The organism is Pseudomonas sp. 5Vm1k (assembly GCF_056161485.1).
In genome coordinates, this window is sequence record NZ_JBSPCZ010000029.1 from 16,914 (window position 1) to 35,944 (window position 19,031).

The 19,031-nt window shown below is 58.7% G+C and carries 16 protein-coding genes; 10 read left to right on the plus strand and 6 right to left on the minus strand.

Annotation, left to right across the window (positions count from 1 at the left end; genetic code table 11):
* Positions 1-210: 210 nt before the first annotated feature.
* Entirely contained in the window at positions 211-2,031 is a 1,821-nt protein-coding gene (gene typA / locus ACWIKB_RS31690) for a translational GTPase TypA (protein ID WP_201192191.1), read from the minus strand.
* Positions 2,032-2,170: 139 nt separating this feature from the next.
* A complete protein-coding gene (gene thiI / locus ACWIKB_RS31695; protein WP_475271378.1) occupies positions 2,171-3,625 on the minus strand; it encodes a tRNA uracil 4-sulfurtransferase ThiI in 1,455 nt (484 codons plus the stop codon).
* Between the two features lie 330 nt (positions 3,626-3,955).
* Between thiI and glnA the strand changes: the two genes are divergently transcribed.
* The 6 genes from glnA to ntrC all read left to right on the plus strand — a co-directional run bounded on the left by glnA (position 3,956) and on the right by ntrC (position 11,546).
* A complete protein-coding gene (glnA, locus tag ACWIKB_RS31700) occupies positions 3,956-5,362 on the plus strand; it encodes a glutamate--ammonia ligase (protein ID WP_123402596.1) in 1,407 nt (468 codons plus the stop codon).
* A gap of 147 nt (positions 5,363-5,509) precedes the next feature.
* A complete protein-coding gene (locus ACWIKB_RS31705; RefSeq protein WP_475271379.1) occupies positions 5,510-7,558 on the plus strand; it encodes a toxin-antitoxin system YwqK family antitoxin in 2,049 nt (682 codons plus the stop codon).
* 112 nt (positions 7,559-7,670) lie between these two features.
* Positions 7,671-8,180 (plus strand): DUF4124 domain-containing protein, encoded by a 510-nt coding sequence (locus ACWIKB_RS31710; RefSeq protein WP_475271380.1) that lies wholly within the window; start codon positions 7,671-7,673, stop codon positions 8,178-8,180.
* Positions 8,181-8,221: 41 nt separating this feature from the next.
* Positions 8,222-8,797, plus strand: coding sequence for a DUF4124 domain-containing protein (locus ACWIKB_RS31715; protein ID WP_475271411.1), 576 nt, complete (start codon positions 8,222-8,224; stop codon positions 8,795-8,797).
* A gap of 230 nt (positions 8,798-9,027) precedes the next feature.
* Positions 9,028-10,113, plus strand: coding sequence for a nitrogen regulation protein NR(II) (glnL, locus tag ACWIKB_RS31720; protein ID WP_475271381.1), 1,086 nt, complete (start codon positions 9,028-9,030; stop codon positions 10,111-10,113).
* Positions 10,110-11,546, plus strand: coding sequence for a nitrogen regulation protein NR(I) (ntrC, locus tag ACWIKB_RS31725; RefSeq protein ID WP_054055303.1), 1,437 nt, complete (start codon positions 10,110-10,112; stop codon positions 11,544-11,546). Before glnL ends, ntrC begins: the two co-directional genes overlap by 4 nt.
* A 660-nt stretch (positions 11,547-12,206) precedes the next feature.
* Here the strand turns inward: ntrC and ACWIKB_RS31730 are convergent.
* Entirely contained in the window at positions 12,207-12,647 is a 441-nt protein-coding gene (locus ACWIKB_RS31730; RefSeq protein ID WP_475271382.1) for a hypothetical protein, read from the minus strand.
* Between ACWIKB_RS31730 and ACWIKB_RS31735 the strand changes: the two genes are divergently transcribed.
* Entirely contained in the window at positions 12,646-13,101 is a 456-nt protein-coding gene (locus tag ACWIKB_RS31735; RefSeq protein ID WP_007949025.1) for a tRNA (cytidine(34)-2'-O)-methyltransferase, read from the plus strand. The genes ACWIKB_RS31730 and ACWIKB_RS31735 overlap by 2 nt on opposite strands.
* A gap of 129 nt (positions 13,102-13,230) precedes the next feature.
* Here the strand turns inward: ACWIKB_RS31735 and secB are convergent, their stop codons facing one another.
* Genes secB through ACWIKB_RS31750 form a run of 3 tightly spaced genes read right to left on the minus strand, consistent with a single transcriptional unit; the run spans position 13,231 to position 14,448 of the window.
* Positions 13,231-13,722, minus strand: coding sequence for a protein-export chaperone SecB (secB, locus tag ACWIKB_RS31740; RefSeq protein WP_475271383.1), 492 nt, complete (start codon positions 13,720-13,722; stop codon positions 13,231-13,233).
* Between the two features lie 56 nt (positions 13,723-13,778).
* Positions 13,779-14,033: a glutaredoxin 3 gene (grxC, locus tag ACWIKB_RS31745; RefSeq protein ID WP_010464569.1), complete on the minus strand. Its 255-nt coding sequence runs from the start codon at positions 14,031-14,033 to the stop codon at positions 13,779-13,781.
* A gap of 1 nt (position 14,034) precedes the next feature.
* The gene (locus ACWIKB_RS31750; RefSeq protein ID WP_475271384.1) at positions 14,035-14,448 is read right to left on the minus strand and encodes a rhodanese-like domain-containing protein; all 414 of its coding nucleotides are present in this window, start codon (positions 14,446-14,448) and stop codon (positions 14,035-14,037) included.
* Positions 14,449-14,601: 153 nt separating this feature from the next.
* On the opposite strand from ACWIKB_RS31750, the gene gpmI reads away from it, so the two are divergent.
* The 3 genes from gpmI to ACWIKB_RS31765 all read left to right on the plus strand — a co-directional run bounded on the left by gpmI (position 14,602) and on the right by ACWIKB_RS31765 (position 19,030).
* Entirely contained in the window at positions 14,602-16,131 is a 1,530-nt protein-coding gene (gene gpmI / locus ACWIKB_RS31755) for a 2,3-bisphosphoglycerate-independent phosphoglycerate mutase (protein WP_475271385.1), read from the plus strand.
* A 240-nt stretch (positions 16,132-16,371) separates the two neighbouring features.
* A complete protein-coding gene (locus tag ACWIKB_RS31760) occupies positions 16,372-17,667 on the plus strand; it encodes a murein hydrolase activator EnvC family protein (RefSeq protein ID WP_475271386.1) in 1,296 nt (431 codons plus the stop codon).
* A 31-nt stretch (positions 17,668-17,698) separates the two neighbouring features.
* Positions 17,699-19,030 carry a S41 family peptidase gene (locus tag ACWIKB_RS31765; RefSeq protein ID WP_475271387.1) on the plus strand — a complete coding sequence of 444 codons (1,332 nt, stop codon included), beginning with the start codon at positions 17,699-17,701 and terminating at the stop codon, positions 19,028-19,030.
* The last annotated feature ends 1 nt before the right edge of the window (position 19,031 follow it).

A 19,031-nucleotide genomic window follows, 5' to 3' on the forward strand; every position in this document is an offset into this window, starting at 1 on the left:
GAATCTCGCTGCCTGACAGATTGCCTTCGCGGGCAAGCCTCGCTCCTACAGGGGAATTACGTCGTTCGCGGCAATCGCGTATCACCCGAACCTGTAGGAGCGAGGCTTGCCCGCGAAGAGGCCGACACAAACACCGCACAAACCCCAGACAAACAAAAACGCCCCCGACCTTGCGGTCGGGGGCGTTTTTTTGTCAGCTAACTAAATAACTTAGTTACCGGACTTCTTGGCAGCGCGGGTACGCTCGCTTTCGCCCAGGATCTTCTTACGAAGACGGATGGACTTAGGAGTGACTTCGCACAATTCGTCTTCTTGAACGAATTCCAGAGCTTGCTCCAGGGTGAAACGGATAGGCGGAACCAAAGCGATGGTTTCGTCTTTACCCGAGGCACGCATGTTGTCGAGCTTCTTGCCTTTGGTTGGGTTGACGCCCAGGTCGTTGTCGCGGCTGTTGATGCCGACGATTTGACCTTCGTACACGTCTTCGCCGTGACCCAGGAACAGTTTGCCGCGAGCTTGCAGGGTTTCCAGCGAGTAAGTCAGAGCCTTACCGGTAGCAACCGAAACCAGCACGCCGTTCTGACGGCCGGACATGTCGCCGGACTTCATCACGTCGTAACGGTCGAAGATCGAGGTCAGGATGCCTGCACCGGAGGTCAGGGTCAGGAACTCGTTACGGAAACCGATCAAGCCACGAGCCGGGATGTTGTACTCAAGGCGCACACGGCCCTTGCCATCCGGAACCATGTTGGTCAGGTCGCCTTTACGGATACCGATCTGTTCCATGATCGAACCTTGCGATTCTTCTGGCAGGTCGATGGTCACGTTTTCGTACGGTTCGTGCTTAACGCCGTCAACCATACGGATGATCACTTCCGGACGACCAACACCCATTTCGAAGCCTTCGCGACGCATGGTTTCGATCAGTACGGACAAGTGCAGCTCACCACGGCCAGACACTTTGAACTTGTCGGCGGTGTCGCCTTCTTCAACGCGCAGGGCAACGTTGTAGAGCAGTTCTTTGTCCAGACGCTCTTTGATGTTACGGCTGGTGACGAACTTGCCTTCACGGCCGCAGAACGGCGAGTCGTTAACCTGGAAGGTCATCGAAACGGTTGGTTCGTCAACGGTCAGCGGCTTCATCGCTTCAACGTTCAGTGGGTCGCACAGAGTGTCGGAGATGAACAGCGAATCGAAGCCGCTGATGCAGACGATGTCGCCGGCAGCTGCTTCGTCAACGTCGATACGGTGCAGACCGTGGTGGCCCATCAGCTTCAGGATACGGCCGTTACGGCGCTTGCCGTCGGCATCGATCGCCACAACTTGGGTGTTCGGCTTGACGCGACCACGAGCGATACGGCCAACGCCGATGATGCCCAGGAAGCTGTTGTAGTCCAGTGCCGAGATTTGCATCTGGAACGGACCGTCACGGTCAACTTTCGGTGCTGGTACGTTGTCGACGATCGACTGGTACAGCGGGGTCATGTCTTCAGCCATGTCGGTGTGTTCCAGACCGGCAATGCCGTTCAGGGCCGAGGCGTAGACAACTTTGAAGTCCAGCTGTTCTTCGGTAGCACCGAGGTTGTCGAACAGGTCGAAGATCTGGTCCAGAACCCAGTCCGGACGTGCGCCTGGACGGTCAACCTTGTTGATAACCACGATTGGACGCAGGCCGGCTTCGAAAGCCTTCTTGGTCACGAAACGGGTTTGCGGCATAGGGCCGTCTTGAGCGTCAACCAGCAGCAGAACGGAGTCAACCATCGACATTACGCGTTCAACTTCGCCGCCGAAGTCGGCGTGGCCCGGGGTATCCACGATGTTGATGTGGTAGCCGTTCCAGTTGATGGCGGTGTTTTTCGCCAGAATGGTAATACCGCGCTCTTTCTCCTGGTCGTTGGAGTCCATCACGCGCTCGTCGTTGAGCTCGTTGCGCTCCAGGGTGCCGGATTGACGCAAGAGTTTGTCTACCAGGGTGGTTTTACCATGGTCAACGTGAGCAATGATGGCGATGTTGCGTAGATTTTCGATCACTTGTGTATCTCGATCAGAGGATTCGGTGTGCTGACAAGTCTTGGCAGCGATTAACAGTAGAGTCCGGCAAAGCCGTTACAGCTTGACGGCGGCGTCGGGGGGCCGGTGACGCAGGCCACAGGCAAACAGCCCCGGGCACTTAGCTCGGTCGATAAACGCGCACATTGGCATGCCCCTCACTGAGCAAATGGTGGGCATGCAGGCGACTCATCACGCCTTTGTCGCAATACAGCAGGTACTGGCGAGTAGGGTCCAGTTCCTTGAAACGAGCGTTCAATGCATAAAACGGCATCGTCTGTACCTCAATGCCAGCCAGTTCCAGCGGCTCGTCTTCAGCGGCATCCGGGTGACGGATGTCGATGATGATCTGGCCCGCCAGAGCGTCGCTGACTTCTTCGATCTGCAAGTCCTGGCCCAATTCGTCGATCACGCGATCGATCGGCACCAGTTTGGCGTTCTCGAGCGCACGCTCGAGGACTGCCATGTCGAACTGTTGTTCTTCGTACTCCACGCGGTTGCGCTTGGCGTGGGTCTTGGGGTTCACCGAGATGACCCCGCAGTATTCCGGCATGTGCTTGGCGAAGTCGGCAGTACCGATTTCGGTGGCCAGGTCGATGATGTCCTGCTTGTGACTGGCGATCAGCGGGCGCAAGACCAGCTTCTCGGTCACACAGTCGATCAACGACAGGTTCGGCAATGTCTGGCTCGACACCTGGGAGATCGCCTCACCGGTGACCAGCGCATCGATGTCCAGCCGATCGGCAATCTTCGATGCAGCGCGCAACATCATACGCTTCAAAACTACGCCCATATGACTGTTATCGACTTTCCCGAGAATTTCTCCCAGTACTTCCTCGAACGGCACACTGACAAATAACACGCGTTGGGAGCTGCCGTACTTCTTCCAGATGAAGTGCGCGACTTCCATGACGCCCAGTTCATGGGCCCGACCGCCCAGATTAAAGAAGCAGAAATGGCTCATCAGGCCACGGCGCATGATTTGGTAGGCGGCGACTGTCGAGTCAAAGCCGCCGGACATCAGCACGAGCGTCTGTTCCAGCGCTCCCAGCGGATAACCGCCGATGCTGTTGTGCTGGCTGTGGATCACATACAACCGTTGGTCGCGAATTTCGATGCGAACTTCGATTTCCGGCTCTTTCAGGGAAATCCCGGCGGCGCCGCACTGACGACGCAGCTGACTGCCGACGTATTTTTCCACGTCCATGGACGAGAAAGTGTGATGCCCGCCGCGCTTGCAACGCACCGAAAAGATCTTCCCGGCCAGTGCATCACCGTAGTGCTGCTTGCACTTGGCAACGATGTCGTCGAAGTCACCCAACGGGTATTCATCGACCTGCAGAAAATGCGCGATGCCCGGCATGCAGCTCAGGCGCTCGGTCATCTCCTTCAGGGCCCGGGGCTCAGTGACGCGGGTTTCCAGCTCGAGGTTGTCCCACACACCGTTCACCACCACAGCCGGGTCCAGATCGCGGAGCACGGCACGGATGTTCTTGGCCAATTGGCGGATGAAACGCATCCGTACCGGGCGGCTCTTGATGGTGATCTCGGGGAAGACTTTTACGATTAGTTTCATGAAAACAGCGCGCGCTGGGCCAGCCGAAAAAGGGGGGCGCGGATTATAGCGGAAATTGCTCAAGGTTTAACCAGTTAATGTGCAGAAGGTTTTGCGCGCACCAAAACAGGTCATTTGTTGAAATAGACGCTACATTACGGGGCAGTTATTTCAGCTTTGCGGCGCAATGCACCTCTATAAGCGTGATATTGGGGCAAAAAACCCATGGTGGGGCACTGGCATGCAATTTGCTCCCTTGTGAGGCAGGTTGCCTTGGCAGAGTATTCGCGCCGGCATCACCCACATTCTAAGGGCATCCACTACTAAGCCCGAAGCCACCCGGAGGACACTATGTCGAAGTCGGTTCAACTCATCAAAGATCATGACGTCAAGTGGATTGATCTGCGCTTCACGGACACCAAAGGCACTCAGCACCACGTGACCATGCCGGCTCGCGACGCGCTGGATGACGCTTTCTTCGAAGAAGGCAAAATGTTCGACGGTTCCTCCATTGCTGGCTGGAAAGGCATCGAAGCCTCCGACATGATCCTGATGCCGGACGACAGCACTGCCGTCCTCGACCCGTTCACCGAAGAGCCGACCCTGATCCTGGTTTGCGACGTGATCGAGCCTTCGACCATGCAAGGCTACGACCGTGACCCACGTGCGATCGCCAAGCGTGCCGAGGAATACCTGAAGTCGACCGGTATCGGCGACACCGTATTTGTTGGTCCGGAGCCTGAGTTCTTCATCTTCGATCAAGTGAAGTTCAAGTCCGACATCTCCGGCTCGATGTTCAAAATCTACTCCGAACAAGGTTCGTGGATGTCCGACCAGGACGTGGAAGGCGGCAACCGCGGCCACCGTCCAGGCGTCAAAGGTGGCTACTTCCCGGTTCCGCCATTCGACCATGACCACGAAATCCGTACCTCCATGTGCAACGCCATGGAAGAAATGGGCCTGACCATCGAAGTTCACCACCACGAAGTGGCAACTGCTGGCCAGAACGAAATCGGTGTGAAGTTCAACACCCTGGTCGCCAAGGCTGACGAAGTTCAGACCCTGAAATACTGCGTACACAACGTTGCTGATGCATACGGCCGCACCGCGACCTTCATGCCTAAGCCTCTGTACGGCGATAACGGTTCGGGTATGCACGTTCACTTGTCCATCGCCAAAGATGGCAAGAACACCTTCGCTGGCGAAGGTTATGCCGGCCTGTCCGACACTGCCCTGTACTTCATCGGCGGTATCATCAAGCACGGTAAGGCCCTGAACGGCTTCACCAACCCGTCGACCAACTCCTACAAGCGTCTGGTCCCAGGTTTCGAAGCTCCGGTAATGCTGGCCTACTCGGCGCGCAACCGTTCCGCTTCGATCCGTATTCCTTACGTGTCCAGCCCTCGCGCTCGCCGTATCGAAGCCCGCTTCCCGGATCCAGCAGCTAACCCGTACCTGGGCTTCGCTGCACTGTTGATGGCTGGCCTGGACGGCATCCAGAACAAGATCCACCCTGGCGACGCAGCTGACAAAAACCTGTATGACCTGCCGCCTGAAGAGGCGAAAGAGATCCCACAAGTTTGCGGCAGCCTGAAAGAAGCCCTGGAAGAGCTGGACAAAGGTCGCGCGTTCCTGACCAAAGGCGGCGTGTTCTCCGACGACTTCATCGACGCTTACATCGCTCTGAAAAGCGAAGAAGAAATCAAGGTCCGCACCTTCGTACACCCACTGGAATATGAGCTGTACTACAGCTGCTGATCCGGTAGCGCCGGCAGCACGCGGCGTGACAAAAAGAGGCCTCCTTCGGGAGGCCTTTTTTGTGGCCGCTCGTTTCCCCTGGCCACACATCCATGGATAATCCGCCGCTCTCGCGCCCCGCCCCGGCGCCTTGACGAAGGGATTCGTATGAAGTGGTTGTGGTTATTCGCCCTGATGGCCAGCCTTGGCAGCACGGCCATCAACGCGGCGCCGTTTTACGACGGCAAGTCCTTGGCCCATCCGCTGATCCAGGGCCTTCAGGAAAGCTCGGCCACCCTCGCCTTCATCAAAGAGGCGGGCGGCGTAAAAGGTTATTACTGCCTTTGCGAGGGCGCGGATGATCAACCGCAACTGCTGGATGATTTCGGTGCAGCGTCGATCGAGTCGGTATTCCTGATGCCACTGGACAGTGAAAGCCCGACCCGCTTCGTACTGTTCAAGCAACTGGCAAAATATAAGGTCCGCGCCTACAAATACGACGCCAACGGTCGCCTCTACAGTCGCGTCAACGGTTTGCAAAAGGCCCTCGACCGCATCACCGCAGGCCAGAAAACCCTCGATGCCCTCGCGATCAAGAAAGCGCTGGCCAAACTCACGCCGCTGAATTACCGCTTCTCCTACGAAGAATCAGGCGCACCTGAGTTCGACCAACTCGATTTCACTCAGGGAACGCTGGTGGGCTACTTCGACGAGCTCACCAAACCACTGAGCACTGCTTCACCGGGTCCCGGGCAGAACTACTACAAAAAGACCTTTCAAGAAAAAGATGGCCGCTTTTTGACCGTCACCTTTTGGCGCGGCATCGATACCTCAATCAACGATGGCAGCCGCACGCTGTACGACTATCAGGTCAACCGCGTGGCCTGGGAAACTGATCCAGCGACCTTCAGCGGCAGCGAGGACGGCCCCTCCGTCAGTTACAACTTCGGCGCCATTACTGACCAGGGCACCTACAGTCACGGCAAGCGCACGGGCACTTGGGTGTTCACCAAAGGCTTCCAGTATTCGGCGAGCGGAAGCTACGTAGACGGCAAACGCCAAGGTCAATGGACCGAGACGTACGACGGGCAAATCCACACGGGCGAATATCTGAATGACTTGCGCGAAGGTCGCTGGGTGCTATCGAGCGAGGCAGGCGAGTCGGATGTCAGCGGTTTTTCTACCTACCTCCATGGCCAACTCAATGGCCCGAGTGAGCAGCACATTGACGACGCCACTGAAAGCGGCGTTTACCGCGACGACAAACGAGAAGGCCCTTGGATAACTGAAGCCGGCAGTGGCAATTTCGAGGATGGCCTGAGAAATGGTCCATGGGTGCTCAAGGCCGACAAGGGTCATACCCAAAACGTAAATTTCGTTGCTGGAAAGAAAGAAGGCGAACTGCGCGATAGCGACAGCAACGGCGTCCTGACCATCATCGAACACTACAAGGCTGACGTTTTGTCCGGCACTCGGGAAGGCTACAGTCCCGGCGGCAAACTGCAGTCCTCGCAGCAATACGAAAACGGCCAACGAGAAGGTCGCTCGCTGATCTACAGCGAAGACGGCAAGGTATTGATCAGTGATGTTTCCTGGCACAACGGCCAACGAGAAGGCCCTTACCTGACCTATATGCGCGACGGTACACCGGCCACGGTCGGACGATTCGAATTGGGACGTTTCGTCGGCCTGATGAAGAACTACGATCAAGACGAAGTGCTGTATGAGGAGTCGAATTGGTGCCGCTACGACAAGGACGGCCCTACCATCGGCCGCTGCGGCGTATCTCGTAACTTCACTCACGGAAAGCTGTCGTCGCAGACCCAATACCTCTACGGAGACAGGCAGGCCAGCGTTGAATACAACTACGAAACCGGTCGCAAGACCCGCGAGAGAATCATCGGCGATAACGACCAGATTACCGACCTGACCTACTACGACAATGGGCAGATTGAATGCCAGAAAAACGCGGTAGGTTTCACCACGATGATCATCAACCAACAACACGTTAAGAGCTACGAGTGGGGCGGCGATTTGACCGGCGAACAGCTGTGTTACCACCGCAACGGCGTGGTCAAAAGTCGCGCCTTTTACGACAAGGGCCCGGTAGGCTGCCCCACGCTGTACGACGAAACGGGGAAGCAGACATCCCCGGGCCCCGAGGGCTGTCCGAAACCACCGGCGACCGAGAAATACATATTTAATTTCAGCAGTTGATAACGGAGGGGGCGAGCAAGGCAGCATATGTGAGTGGATGTTTAGGGAGTTAGGCTAACTGCCGCCCCCTCGCCTATGCTGCAACCCAACGCCTTCGCTTGCGGTCAATTTTATGGGTCGTGGTTTTCTCCTGATGTTGCTGCTGATCGCCCTGCCCGTCGCAGCGCAGATCTATAAGTACACCGACGCCTCCGGCAACACCGCCTACAGCAATCAGCCGCCCGATGGCGTCAAGGCGCAGCCGGTGGAGTTGCCGCCGCTCAACAGTGTCGCCCCCTCGGCACCTGTGACACCTCCCGCCGAAGCCAGCAGCCGTGAACAACCCCGCAATGCCTACGAGGTGCTGGAGCTGACCGGCCTGCCCACCACCGAAGCCCTGCGAGCCAACAACGGCACCTTCACGGTCAGCGTGCTGATCAAGCCGCGCCTGCAAGGGCCGCATCTGTTCAGGCTGTTGCTGGACGAGCAACCTTATGGCCAGCCGAGCAATGTGCCGATTCTGCAACTGGTGAACATTGATCGCGGCGAACACAGCCTCGCGGTCCAGGTGATCAGCGGAGAAAGTGTCGTCCAGCAAAGCCCCTCCGTGACCTTCACCGTGCAACGGGTGCACAAGCCTTGAAGGGCTGGCTGCTGATCGCCTGCCTGATCGCTTTACCGGCGATGGCAGATGTCTATACGTACGTCGACGCCCAGGGCAATCGGGTCTTCACCGACCAGCCCCGCCCTGGCAACGCCAAGCGGGTGCCGTTGGCTACCAGCAATCGCATGTCGGCCCACCCGACCAAGGCTGCGCCGGTGATCGCCGCGCAAAAAGCCGAAGAACAACCCTTGTTTCACTACGGCATGTTGCGGGTACTGGTGCCGGAACCGGATGCCACGATCCGCAGCAGCGCTGGCGAGTTGATCGTCAGCGTTACCAGCGAACCCGGTCTGCAGCATGGCCATCGCTACCGTTTGTTACTCGACGGCCAGCCCACCGCCGAACCCGGCCTCAGCCCGGTGTTCGCTTTGAGCAATATTGATCGCGGCACACACAATCTGTCGGTGGAAATCCTCGACGAGCAGGGTCGCACCGTCGAGCGCACAGCCAATCAGCCGTTCCATATGCTGCGCATCTCGCTGGCGCAGAAGCGCCAGGTCAAGCCTTGCACCCTCACCGACTACGGCCAACGGCCGGAATGTCCGCTCAAAGACAAACCCCCAGAAGAAAAAAACCCCTTCCTGAAGTTCTTCTAACCTCGTTCAGCTTTGCGCACTATATTGGTGCAAACGGTTGCACCGTACCCACATCCCAACCCATTTTGGTTCGAAAGTACCCGCGAAAGCTGGCAGAACGCCACGCGATCGAGCGTCAAACGTCCGTTTCAGGCTCTAAACGCTTCTTTTCGGAGCTTTGGTTTGGTTTTTGCATTTTCCCCGCATCAGCGCTTTATCTACGCGCGCGCCCTGCTCCAAAAGAGGTCCTGATGACCATTAGCGACGCACTGCATCGGCTATTACTCGACAACCTGACCACCGCCACCATCCTGCTCGACGCCGAACTGCGCCTTGAGTACATGAACCCGGCGGCGGAGATGCTCCTGGCCATCAGCGGCCAGCGCAGCCATGGGCAGTTCATCAGTGAGTTGTTCACCGAATCCACCGAAGCGCTGAATTCCCTGCGCCAGGCAGTCGAGCAGGCACACCCGTTCACCAAGCGCGAAGCGATGCTCACCGCCCTCACCGGCCAGACACTGACCGTTGACTACGCGGTAACGCCGATCCTCAGCAACGGCGACACCCTGCTGCTGCTGGAAGTCCATCCTCGTGACCGCTTGCTGCGGATCACCAAGGAAGAAGCGCAGTTATCGAAACAGGAAACCAGCAAAATGCTGGTGCGCGGCCTGGCTCACGAAATCAAAAACCCGCTGGGCGGGATTCGCGGCGCCGCACAATTGCTCGCCCGGGAGCTTCCGGAAGAAAGCCTGCGCGACTACACCAACGTGATCATCGAAGAAGCCGACCGCCTGAGAAACCTGGTGGATCGGATGCTCGGCTCAAACAAATTGCCGTCGCTGGCCATGTGCAATGTCCACGAGGTGCTGGAACGGGTCAGCCAACTGGTAGAGGCCGAAAGCCAGGGTTGCATCACCTTGGTGCGTGACTACGACCCAAGCATTCCCGACGTATTGATCGATCGCGAACAAATGATCCAGGCCGTGCTGAACATTGTGCGCAACGCAATGCAGGCCATCAGCAGCCAAAACGAGCTGCGCCTTGGCCGCATCAGCCTGCGCACCCGCACCATGCGCCAGTTCACCATCGGCCACGTGCGCCATCGCCTGGTAACCAAGATCGAGATCATCGACAACGGCCCGGGCATTCCTGCGGAATTGCAGGAAACCATCTTCTTTCCCATGGTCAGCGGCCGTCCGGACGGTACCGGGCTGGGCCTGGCCATTACCCAGAACATCATCAGCCAGCACCAGGGCTTGATCGAGTGTGACAGCCACCCAGGCCACACCACCTTCTCGATCTTTCTGCCACTGGAACAAGGAGCCACATCGACATGAGCCGTAGTGAAACCGTGTGGATCGTCGATGACGACCGTTCTATCCGTTGGGTCCTGGAAAAAGCCTTGCAGCAAGAAGGCATGACCACGCAGAGCTTCGACAGCGCCGATGGCGTGATGAGCCGCCTGGCGCGCCAGCAGCCGGACGTGATCATCTCTGACATCCGCATGCCGGGTGCCAGTGGCCTGGACCTTTTGGCGCGGATTCGCGAACAACACCCACGGCTGCCGGTCATCATCATGACCGCCCACTCGGACCTCGACAGCGCCGTTGCCTCCTATCAGGGCGGCGCGTTCGAATACCTGCCCAAGCCATTCGATGTCGATGAAGCGGTGTCTCTGGTCAAACGCGCCAACCAGCACGCCCAGGAACAGCAAGGCCTGGAAGTCCCGGTCGCCCTGACCCGCACCCCGGAAATCATCGGTGAAGCGCCGGCGATGCAGGAAGTGTTTCGCGCCATCGGGCGCTTGAGCCACTCCAATATCACCGTGCTGATCAATGGCGAATCCGGCACCGGTAAAGAACTGGTGGCCCACGCCCTGCACCGTCACAGCCCAAGGGCGGCCTCGCCGTTCATTGCGCTGAACATGGCAGCGATCCCGAAAGACCTGATGGAATCCGAGCTGTTCGGCCATGAGAAAGGTGCGTTCACCGGCGCGGCCAACCTGCGTCGCGGGCGTTTCGAGCAGGCCGACGGCGGCACGCTGTTCCTCGATGAAATCGGCGACATGCCGGCAGACACCCAGACCCGTTTGCTGCGGGTATTGGCCGATGGTGAGTTCTATCGCGTCGGCGGTCATACGCCGGTGAAGGTCGATGTGCGCATCATCGCCGCGACCCACCAGAACCTGGAAACCCTGGTGCACGCCGGGAAGTTCCGTGAGGACTTGTTCCACCGCCTCAACGTCATCCGCATTCATATCCCACGGCTGTCGGACCGTCGCGAAGATATCCCGACCCTGGCCAAACACTTCCTCAGCCGCGCCGCACAAGAGCTGGCGGTAGAGCCGAAGCTGCTGAAAAGCGAAACCGAGGAATACCTGAAGAACCTGCCGTGGGGCGGCAACGTGCGTCAGTTGGAGAACACCTGCCGCTGGATCACGGTGATGGCTTCGGGTCGCGAAGTGCACATCAGCGACTTGCCGCCAGAGCTGCTGAACCTGCCGCAGGATTCGGCGCCGGTGACTAACTGGGAGCAAGCGCTGCGCCAGTGGGCTGATCAGGCGTTGGCTCGCGGCCAGTCGAGCCTGCTCGACAGCGCCGTGCCAGCCTTTGAACGGATCATGATCGAAACCGCCCTCAAACACACCGCCGGCCGCCGCCGCGATGCCGCGGTTTTGCTGGGTTGGGGGCGTAATACCCTGACGCGCAAGATCAAGGAACTGGGGATGAAGGTTGATGGTGGGGATGATGATGAGGGGGAAGAGGGTTAATCCCAATTCGCTCAAAGCCTCCGTCGTCTTCAAAAACCAGCCCCTCACCCCAACCCTCTCCCCAAAGGGGAGAGGGGAAAGGGAGCCGATCTCCATGGCTTTCACATCCTGAGTTCGCCTCGATATCCCAGGTCGATGCAACTCGAAATAACAACTCGGTCAGTCCCCTCGCCCCTTTGGGGAGAGGGTTAGGGTGAGGGGTGGACTTTGGATCAGCCCTCATTCCTTTGTGCACCGCAGTCCCCCTCATGCACCGCACCAATGCACGATGACCCGCAATCGCGCACAGCCACTCTCCTCAAATCCCATCGTTAATCGCTAGAAAACCCACCCAACAAAAACACAAAAGCCCCGAATCACGGGGCCTCCAGCGCATCAACTCAACTTTCTGTTTCAACTTGTTAAAACCTGGCACGCCCCCTGCAATAGCTCATTCAGTGATTCAGTTCACTACCCGGTTTCGGGGACCTTGGTACAGGCAGGCCGGGGATTCCCCTCTTTACATCGGGCTCACACCGCCAACGCGACGAGCCCAACCCGTTTTGGGGCCCTTGATACAGGCAGGTCAGGGGTTCCTTCTTTACACCGGGACTTGCACGCAATGCGCAAGTCCCTGCCGTTTTGGGAACCTTGGTACAGGCAGGCCGGGGATTCCCTCTTTTATTGCTCTCGGAGATGGATCTCCAGCCGCCAGCGGCCACTGACCTCGCTACCGGCCCACTCACCTTGCAGTGGCCGGGCCGCCACCACCGTCAGCAACAACCCCCCATCACTCAAACGCACACGCCAGTTCACGTCTTTGCCGCTGACCTTGAGTTGGCCTTTCTGCGCCTTGCCTTCGGCCTCGAACAGCAACGCGACGCTGCCATCCACGACTTCGCCATGGGTCTTGGGCTCGTTGTTGAACCACACCACCAGCCCATCGTCGGCGACCTCGACCTGCTGCAGTTCAGTGGGGTCGGGCGTGGTCAGGCGACCGATCATCAGCCCCACCATCAGCCCGACAATCGCCAGCGAACCCATCACTCGCGGGAATAGTTTCGAACGGTTGTCCACGGGCGGCGTAGAATGCCGCTCATCTTTACCTTCGGAGCCGTGCATGTTTCACGTCATCCTCTTCCAACCAGAAATTCCGCCGAATACCGGCAACGTTATCAGGCTGTGCGCCAACAGTGGCTGCCACCTGCATTTGATCGAACCGCTGGGCTTCGAGATGGACGACAAGCGCCTGCGCCGGGCCGGCCTCGATTACCACGAGTACGCCACCCTGCAACGCCACGCCGACCTGGCCAGTTGCCTGGAAAGCCTCGGTCATCCACGGCTGTTCGCGTTCACCACCAAGGGCTCGCGACCGTTCCACGATGCCAGTTTCGCCGAGGGCGATGCCTTCCTGTTCGGCCCGGAAAGCCGAGGCCTGCCGGCGGAAGTGCTCGATGCCCTGCCCGGCGAGCAACGCTTGCGCCTGCCGATGCGCGAAGGCTGCCGCAGCCTGAACCTGTCGAATACCGTGGCGGTTGCCGTCTACGAAGGCTGGCGCCAGCTCGGTTTCAAGTAACGCACATAACAAATGTGGGAGCGGGCTTGCTCGCGAAGGGGCCATAACAGTCAACATCATCGTTGACTGTTACACCGCTTTCGCGAGCAAGCCCGCTCCCACATTGGACTTGCCTTGACTCGGGGCCGTTTATTGAACGGTTGGAGTCTCGCCCTCTGCCTGCATACGTTGCAGTTCTTGTGCGTACAGCGCGTCGAAGTTCACTGGCGCCAGCATCAGGGCCGGGAACGAACCGCGGGTCACCAGGCTGTCCAGGGTTTCGCGAGCGTACGGGAACAGGATGTTCGGGCAGAACGCGCCGAGGGTGTGGCTCATCGAAGCGTCGTCCAGGTTCTTGATCAGGAAGATCCCGGCCTGTTGCACTTCAGCGATGAACGCCACTTCACCGTTTTCACCGTTTTTCACGGTAACGGACAACGTCAGCACGACTTCGTGGAAGTCGCCTTCCAGGGCCTTTTGACGGGTGTTCAGATCCAGACCGACGCTCGGTTCCCACTGCTGGCGGAAGATCGCCGGGCTTTTCGGGGCTTCGAAGGACAAGTCACGTACGTAGATGCGCTGCAAGGAGAATTGCGGTGCGTTTTCTTCTTCGCTAGCTGCAGTGTTCTGTTGGTCAGTCATCTCAGATCCTTTCTGATCTTTGGTCTTTTAGGGTTTGCTGTTCTTGGGTGCTTAAGTCAGGCCTTGAGCATGGCGTCGAGCTTACCGGCACGCTCAAGGGCAAACAAATCATCACAGCCACCGATGTGGCGCTCGCCGATCCAGATCTGAGGCACGGACGTACGCCCGGCCTTCTGAGCCATGGCGGCACGCACCTGCGGCTTGCCATCGACCTTGATCTCTTCGAAGGCCACACCTTTGTTCTCGAGCAGGTACTTGGCTCGGGAGCAGTAAGGGCAGTAATCGCTGGAATAGACGACGACGTTGCTCATATCACTTCACCAGCGGCAGGTTGTCGCCCTTCCAGCTGGAAATCCCGCCGGAGAGCTTGGCGGCGGTGAAGCCGGCTTTCATCAGTTCGCGGGCATGGGTGCCAGCGGTCTGGCCCACGGCGTCGACCAGAATGATGGTCTTGGCCTTGTGCTTTTCCAGTTCGCCGATGCGAGCAGTCAGTTTGTCGTGAGGAATGTTCAACGCGCCAACGATGTGGCCAGCGGCGAAATCCTTGGTCGCACGGATGTCGATCACCACGCCTGCGTCCTTGTTGACCAGCCCGGTCAGCTCAGCGGTACTCAGGCTGCGGCCGCCGCCTTGCATCTCATGGGCGATCAGCAGAGCCAGCAGAACAACGAAAATACCGGCCAGCAAATAGTGGGTGGTGGCAAATGCAATCAGGTGATCAAGCATTTAAGGTGGTTCCAGGGCGTTAAAAGTGGGCCAGTATACACAGCCCCTAGGGTGGGCCAAACCCCGTCCGGCGGTGACGGCGCAGGAACTTCGCTTTAAACTGCCACTCCCTTTTCCATCGCCCTCTTTTTAACTCAGCCACGAGTGGAATCCATGACTACCACGCCTAAACCTTTGGTCCTGATCATTCTCGATGGCTTCGGTCACAGTGAGAGCCACGAAGCCAACGCCGTGTACTCGGCGAAGAAGCCTGTACTGGACCGTCTGACCGCCAGCGTGCCGAACGGCCTGATCTCGGGCAGCGGCATGGACGTCGGCTTGCCGGACGGCCAGATGGGCAACTCCGAAGTTGGCCACATGAACCTCGGCGCCGGCCGCGTGGTGTATCAAGACTTCACCCGCGTGACCAAATCGATCCGCGACGGCGAGTTCTTCGAGAACCCGACCATCTGCGCCGCCGTCGATAAAGCCGTCGCTGCTGGCAAAGCCGTGCATTTCATGGGTCTGCTGTCCGACGGTGGCGTGCACAGCCACCAGGATCACTTGGTCGCCATGGCCGAACTGGCCTTCAAGCGCGGCGCCGAAAAAATCTACCTGCACGCCTTCCTCGACGGTCGCGACACCCCGCCGAAAAGCGCCCAGTCGTCCATCGAACTGCTCGACGCAACGTTCCAGGCCCTCGGCAAAGGCCGGATCGCCAGCATTGTCGGCCGTTATTTCGCCATGGACCGTGACAACCGTTGGGACCGTGTAGCCCAGGCTTACAACCTGATTGTCGACGGCAACGGCGAATTCAACGCTGCCACCGCCCAGGAAGGCCTACAAGCCGCTTACGAGCGTGGCGAGAGCGACGAATTCGTCAAAGCCACCTCGATCGGCGAGCCAGTGAAAGTTGAAGACGGCGACGCCGTGGTGTTCATGAACTTCCGCGCTGACCGCGCCCGTGAACTGACCCGCGTGTTCGTCGAAGACGATTTCAAGGACTTCGAACGGGCGCGCCAGCCGAAACTGGCCGGTTTCGTGATGCTGACCCAATACGCCGCCAGCATTCCCGCACCATCGGCCTTCGCCGCCGGCAGCCTGGAAAACGTGCTGGGCGACTACCTGGCGAAAAACGGCAAAACCCAACTGCGCATCGCTGAAACCGAAAAATATGCCCACGTGACCTTCTTCTTCTCCGGCGGTCGCGAAGAACCGTTCCCGGGCGAAGAACGCATCCTGATCCCGTCGCCAAAAGTCGCCACCTATGACTTGCAGCCCGAGATGAGCGCCCCGGAAGTCACCGACCGCATCGTCGATGCCATCGAAAACCAGCGTTACGACGTGATCGTGGTCAACTACGCCAACGGCGACATGGTCGGCCACAGCGGCAACCTAGAAGCTGCGGTGAAAGCTGTGGAATGCCTGGACCTGTGCGTCGGCCGAATCGCCGATGCACTGGAAAAGGTCGGCGGCGAAGCCCTGATCACTGCCGACCACGGCAACTGCGAGAAAATGTCCGACGAAGAAACCCATCAGGCGCACACCGCTCATACGACCGAGCCGGTGCCGTTCATTTATGTAGGCAAGCGTGACTTCAAGGTCCGCAATGGGGGCGTGTTGGCGGATGTGGCGCCGACCATGCTGATGTTGATGGGCCTGGAAATACCGAAAGAGATGACCGGGACTTCGATTCTGGTGTAATCGGTCTTTCAAACACCGAAAAACCCTGTGGGAGCGGGCTTGCTCGCGAATGCGCTATGTCAGTCAACATTAATGTTGAATGACCCACCGCTTTCGCGAGCAAGCCCGCTCCCACATTGGTTTTCGGGTGTTTTTGGGGACAACTCCGCTCCAGTTATCACACAGCCCCAATTGGGCATTTTTTTTGCGGCGCTTGCCGGGCATACTAGGCCGTCCCTTTCCCTGGTATCACCCGCCTCTATGCTTCGCGTCCTGATAGCCCTCGCTCTGACTTGCCTGCTCCAACCGGCCTTTGCTGACGAGCGCGCGCAAACCCAACAACAGTTGGACGCCACGCGTCAGGACATTGCCGAGCTGAAAAAACTGCTGGGCAAGCTGCAGGAAGAAAAATCCGGTGTGCAAAAGGACCTCAAGGGCACCGAGACAGAGATGGGTAAGCTTGAGAAGCAGGTCGATGCCCTGCAAAAAGAGCTGAAGAAAAGCGAATCCGAGCTGCAGCGACTCGATGGTGAGAAAAAAAAACTCCAGAGCGCGCGCATTGAACAGCAACGACTGATCGCCATTCAGGCCCGTGCGGCCTATCAGAACGGCCGTCAGGAGTACCTCAAGCTGCTGCTCAACCAGCAGAACCCGGAAAAATTCGCCCGCACCCTCACTTATTACGACTACCTGAGCCAGGCCCGCCTGGAGCAGCTGAAGAATTTCAACGAAACCCTGCGTCAGCTAGCTAACGTCGAAAAAGACATCTCCATGCAACAGGCGCAGTTGCTGGTGCAGAAAAGCAGCCTCGACAGCCAGCGCGACGAACTCGACAAAGTCCGTCAGGAGCGCCAGCAAGTCCTGGCCAAGCTCAACGACGACGTAAAGGCTCGCGATCAGAAGCTGGCCTCCCGCGAGCAGGATCAGGCAGACCTGTCTAAAGTCCTTAAAACCATTGAAGAAACCCTGGCTCGCCAGGCTCGTGAGGCAGAAGAAGCGCGGCAAAAAGCGCTGATTGCCCAGCAGGAAGCCGAAAAAAAGCGTTTACGTGAGGCTCAGGAACAGGCCGACGCCACCACTGATGCCCCACGCAAACCCGCCAAACCGACACCTGGCGCGCTGGTTTCCAGTTCAGGCGAGACCTTTGGCGGCGCATTTGCTTCAGCCCGCGGCAAACTTCCATGGCCGGTTGATGGTCGACTGTTGGCGCGCTTCGGTGAAAGCCGCGGCGACGATGCCCGGACCAAGTGGGACGGCGTGATGATCAGCGCCTCCGCTGGCAGCCAGGTGCACGCCGTTCACGGCGGTCGCGTGGTGTTTGCCGATTGGTTGCGCGGTGCCGGGCTGCTGGTGATTCTGGACCACGGCAACGGTTTTTTGAGTCTTTACGGTCACAACCAGACGCTGCTCAAGTCTGCGGGTGACGTGGTTAAAGCCGGTGAGTCCATCTCCACTGTCGGTAACAGTGGCGGGCAGGACACACCAGCGCTGTATTTCGCAATTCGTCAGCAGGGTCACCCGAGTGATCCAGCGCAATGGTGTCGTGCGCAAGGATAAGCACTGCATCTAATTCAGGAGTTCGTTCGACATGCTGCATTTGTCCCGCCTTACCTCGCTGGCCCTGACGATCGCCCTGGTGATCGGCGCGCCTCTGGCGTTTGCCGCTCAGCCTGCCCCGGCGGCTGCGCCAGCACCCGCACCTGCGGGCACGGCTGCGACCACCAAGGCGCCACTGCCTCTGGAAGAGTTGCGCACCTTTGCCGAGGTCATGGACCGGATCAAGGCAGCTTACGTTGAACCGGTAGACGACAAGACCCTGCTGGAAAATGCCATCAAGGGCATGCTCAGCAACCTCGACCCGCACTCCGCTTATCTGGGCCCGGAAGACTTCGCTGAACTGCAGGAAAGCACCAGCGGCGAATTCGGCGGCCTGGGCATCGAAGTTGGCGCCGAAGACGGTTTCATCAAAGTGGTTTCGCCAATCGATGACACTCCGGCCTCCAAAGCCGGCATCCAGGCTGGCGACTTCATCGTCAAGATCAACGGCGCACCGACTCGCGGCCAGAGCATGACCGAAGCCGTGGACAAGATGCGCGGCAAGCTTGGCCAAAAGATCACCCTGACCCTTGTTCGCGATGGCGGCACGCCGTTCGACGTGACACTGGTTCGCGCCACCATTCAGGTGAAGAGCGTCAAGGCTCAGTTGCTGGAATCGGGCTACGGTTACATCCGCATCACCCAGTTCCAGGTCAAGACCGGCGAAGAGGTTTCCAAGGCCCTGGCCAAGTTGCGCAAGGACAACGGCAAGAAGCTCAACGGCATCGTCCTGGACCTGCGTAACAACCCGGGTGGCGTGCTGCAAGCGGCGGTCGAGGTGGTCGACCACTTCATCACCAAGGGCCTGATCGTTTACACCAAAGGTCGTATCGCCAACTCCGAACTGCGCTTCTCCGCGACCGGCAAAGACGAAAGCGAAGCCGTGCCGATGGTCGTGCTGATCAATGGCGGCAGCGCCTCGGCCTCGGAAATTGTTGCCGGCGCCCTGCAGGATCAAAAACGCGCCGTGGTGATGGGCACCACCAGCTTCGGCAAAGGTTCGGTACAAACCGTGTTGCCGTTGAACAACGACCGCGCACTGAAGATCACCACCGCGCTGTACTTCACGCCGAACGGTCGCTCGATCCAGGCCCAGGGCATCGTGCCGGACATCGAAGTGCGCAAGGCCAAGATCACCAATGAGCAGGACGGCGAGTACTTCAAGGAAGCCGATCTGCAAGGTCACCTGGGCAATGGCAACGGCGGCGCCGACAAACCGACGGGCTCCGGCAGCAAGGCCAAGGCTATGCCGCAGGATGACGACTACCAACTGGCCCAGGCCCTGAGCCTGCTCAAAGGGCTGAGCATCACCTCCGGCCGCTGAG

What these genes read in the sequence shown, in the direction of transcription:
- thiI (WP_475271378.1), bottom strand. Translation starts at nt 3,625, where the DNA reads ATGAAACTAATCGTAAAAGTCTTCCCCGAGATCACCATCAAGAGCCGC.
- glnA (WP_123402596.1), top strand. Translation starts at nt 3,956, where the DNA reads ATGTCGAAGTCGGTTCAACTCATCAAAGATCATGACGTCAAGTGGATT.
- ACWIKB_RS31705 (WP_475271379.1), top strand. Translation starts at nt 5,510, where the DNA reads ATGAAGTGGTTGTGGTTATTCGCCCTGATGGCCAGCCTTGGCAGCACG.
- ACWIKB_RS31710 (WP_475271380.1), top strand. Translation starts at nt 7,671, where the DNA reads ATGGGTCGTGGTTTTCTCCTGATGTTGCTGCTGATCGCCCTGCCCGTC.
- ACWIKB_RS31715 (WP_475271411.1), top strand. Translation starts at nt 8,222, where the DNA reads ATGGCAGATGTCTATACGTACGTCGACGCCCAGGGCAATCGGGTCTTC.
- glnL (WP_475271381.1), top strand. Translation starts at nt 9,028, where the DNA reads ATGACCATTAGCGACGCACTGCATCGGCTATTACTCGACAACCTGACC.
- ntrC (WP_054055303.1), top strand. Translation starts at nt 10,110, where the DNA reads ATGAGCCGTAGTGAAACCGTGTGGATCGTCGATGACGACCGTTCTATC.
- ACWIKB_RS31735 (WP_007949025.1), top strand. Translation starts at nt 12,646, where the DNA reads ATGTTTCACGTCATCCTCTTCCAACCAGAAATTCCGCCGAATACCGGC.
- ACWIKB_RS31730 (WP_475271382.1), bottom strand. Translation starts at nt 12,647, where the DNA reads ATGCACGGCTCCGAAGGTAAAGATGAGCGGCATTCTACGCCGCCCGTG.
- secB (WP_475271383.1), bottom strand. Translation starts at nt 13,722, where the DNA reads ATGACTGACCAACAGAACACTGCAGCTAGCGAAGAAGAAAACGCACCG.
- grxC (WP_010464569.1), bottom strand. Translation starts at nt 14,033, where the DNA reads ATGAGCAACGTCGTCGTCTATTCCAGCGATTACTGCCCTTACTGCTCC.
- ACWIKB_RS31750 (WP_475271384.1), bottom strand. Translation starts at nt 14,448, where the DNA reads ATGCTTGATCACCTGATTGCATTTGCCACCACCCACTATTTGCTGGCC.
- gpmI (WP_475271385.1), top strand. Translation starts at nt 14,602, where the DNA reads ATGACTACCACGCCTAAACCTTTGGTCCTGATCATTCTCGATGGCTTC.
- ACWIKB_RS31760 (WP_475271386.1), top strand. Translation starts at nt 16,372, where the DNA reads ATGCTTCGCGTCCTGATAGCCCTCGCTCTGACTTGCCTGCTCCAACCG.
- ACWIKB_RS31765 (WP_475271387.1), top strand. Translation starts at nt 17,699, where the DNA reads ATGCTGCATTTGTCCCGCCTTACCTCGCTGGCCCTGACGATCGCCCTG.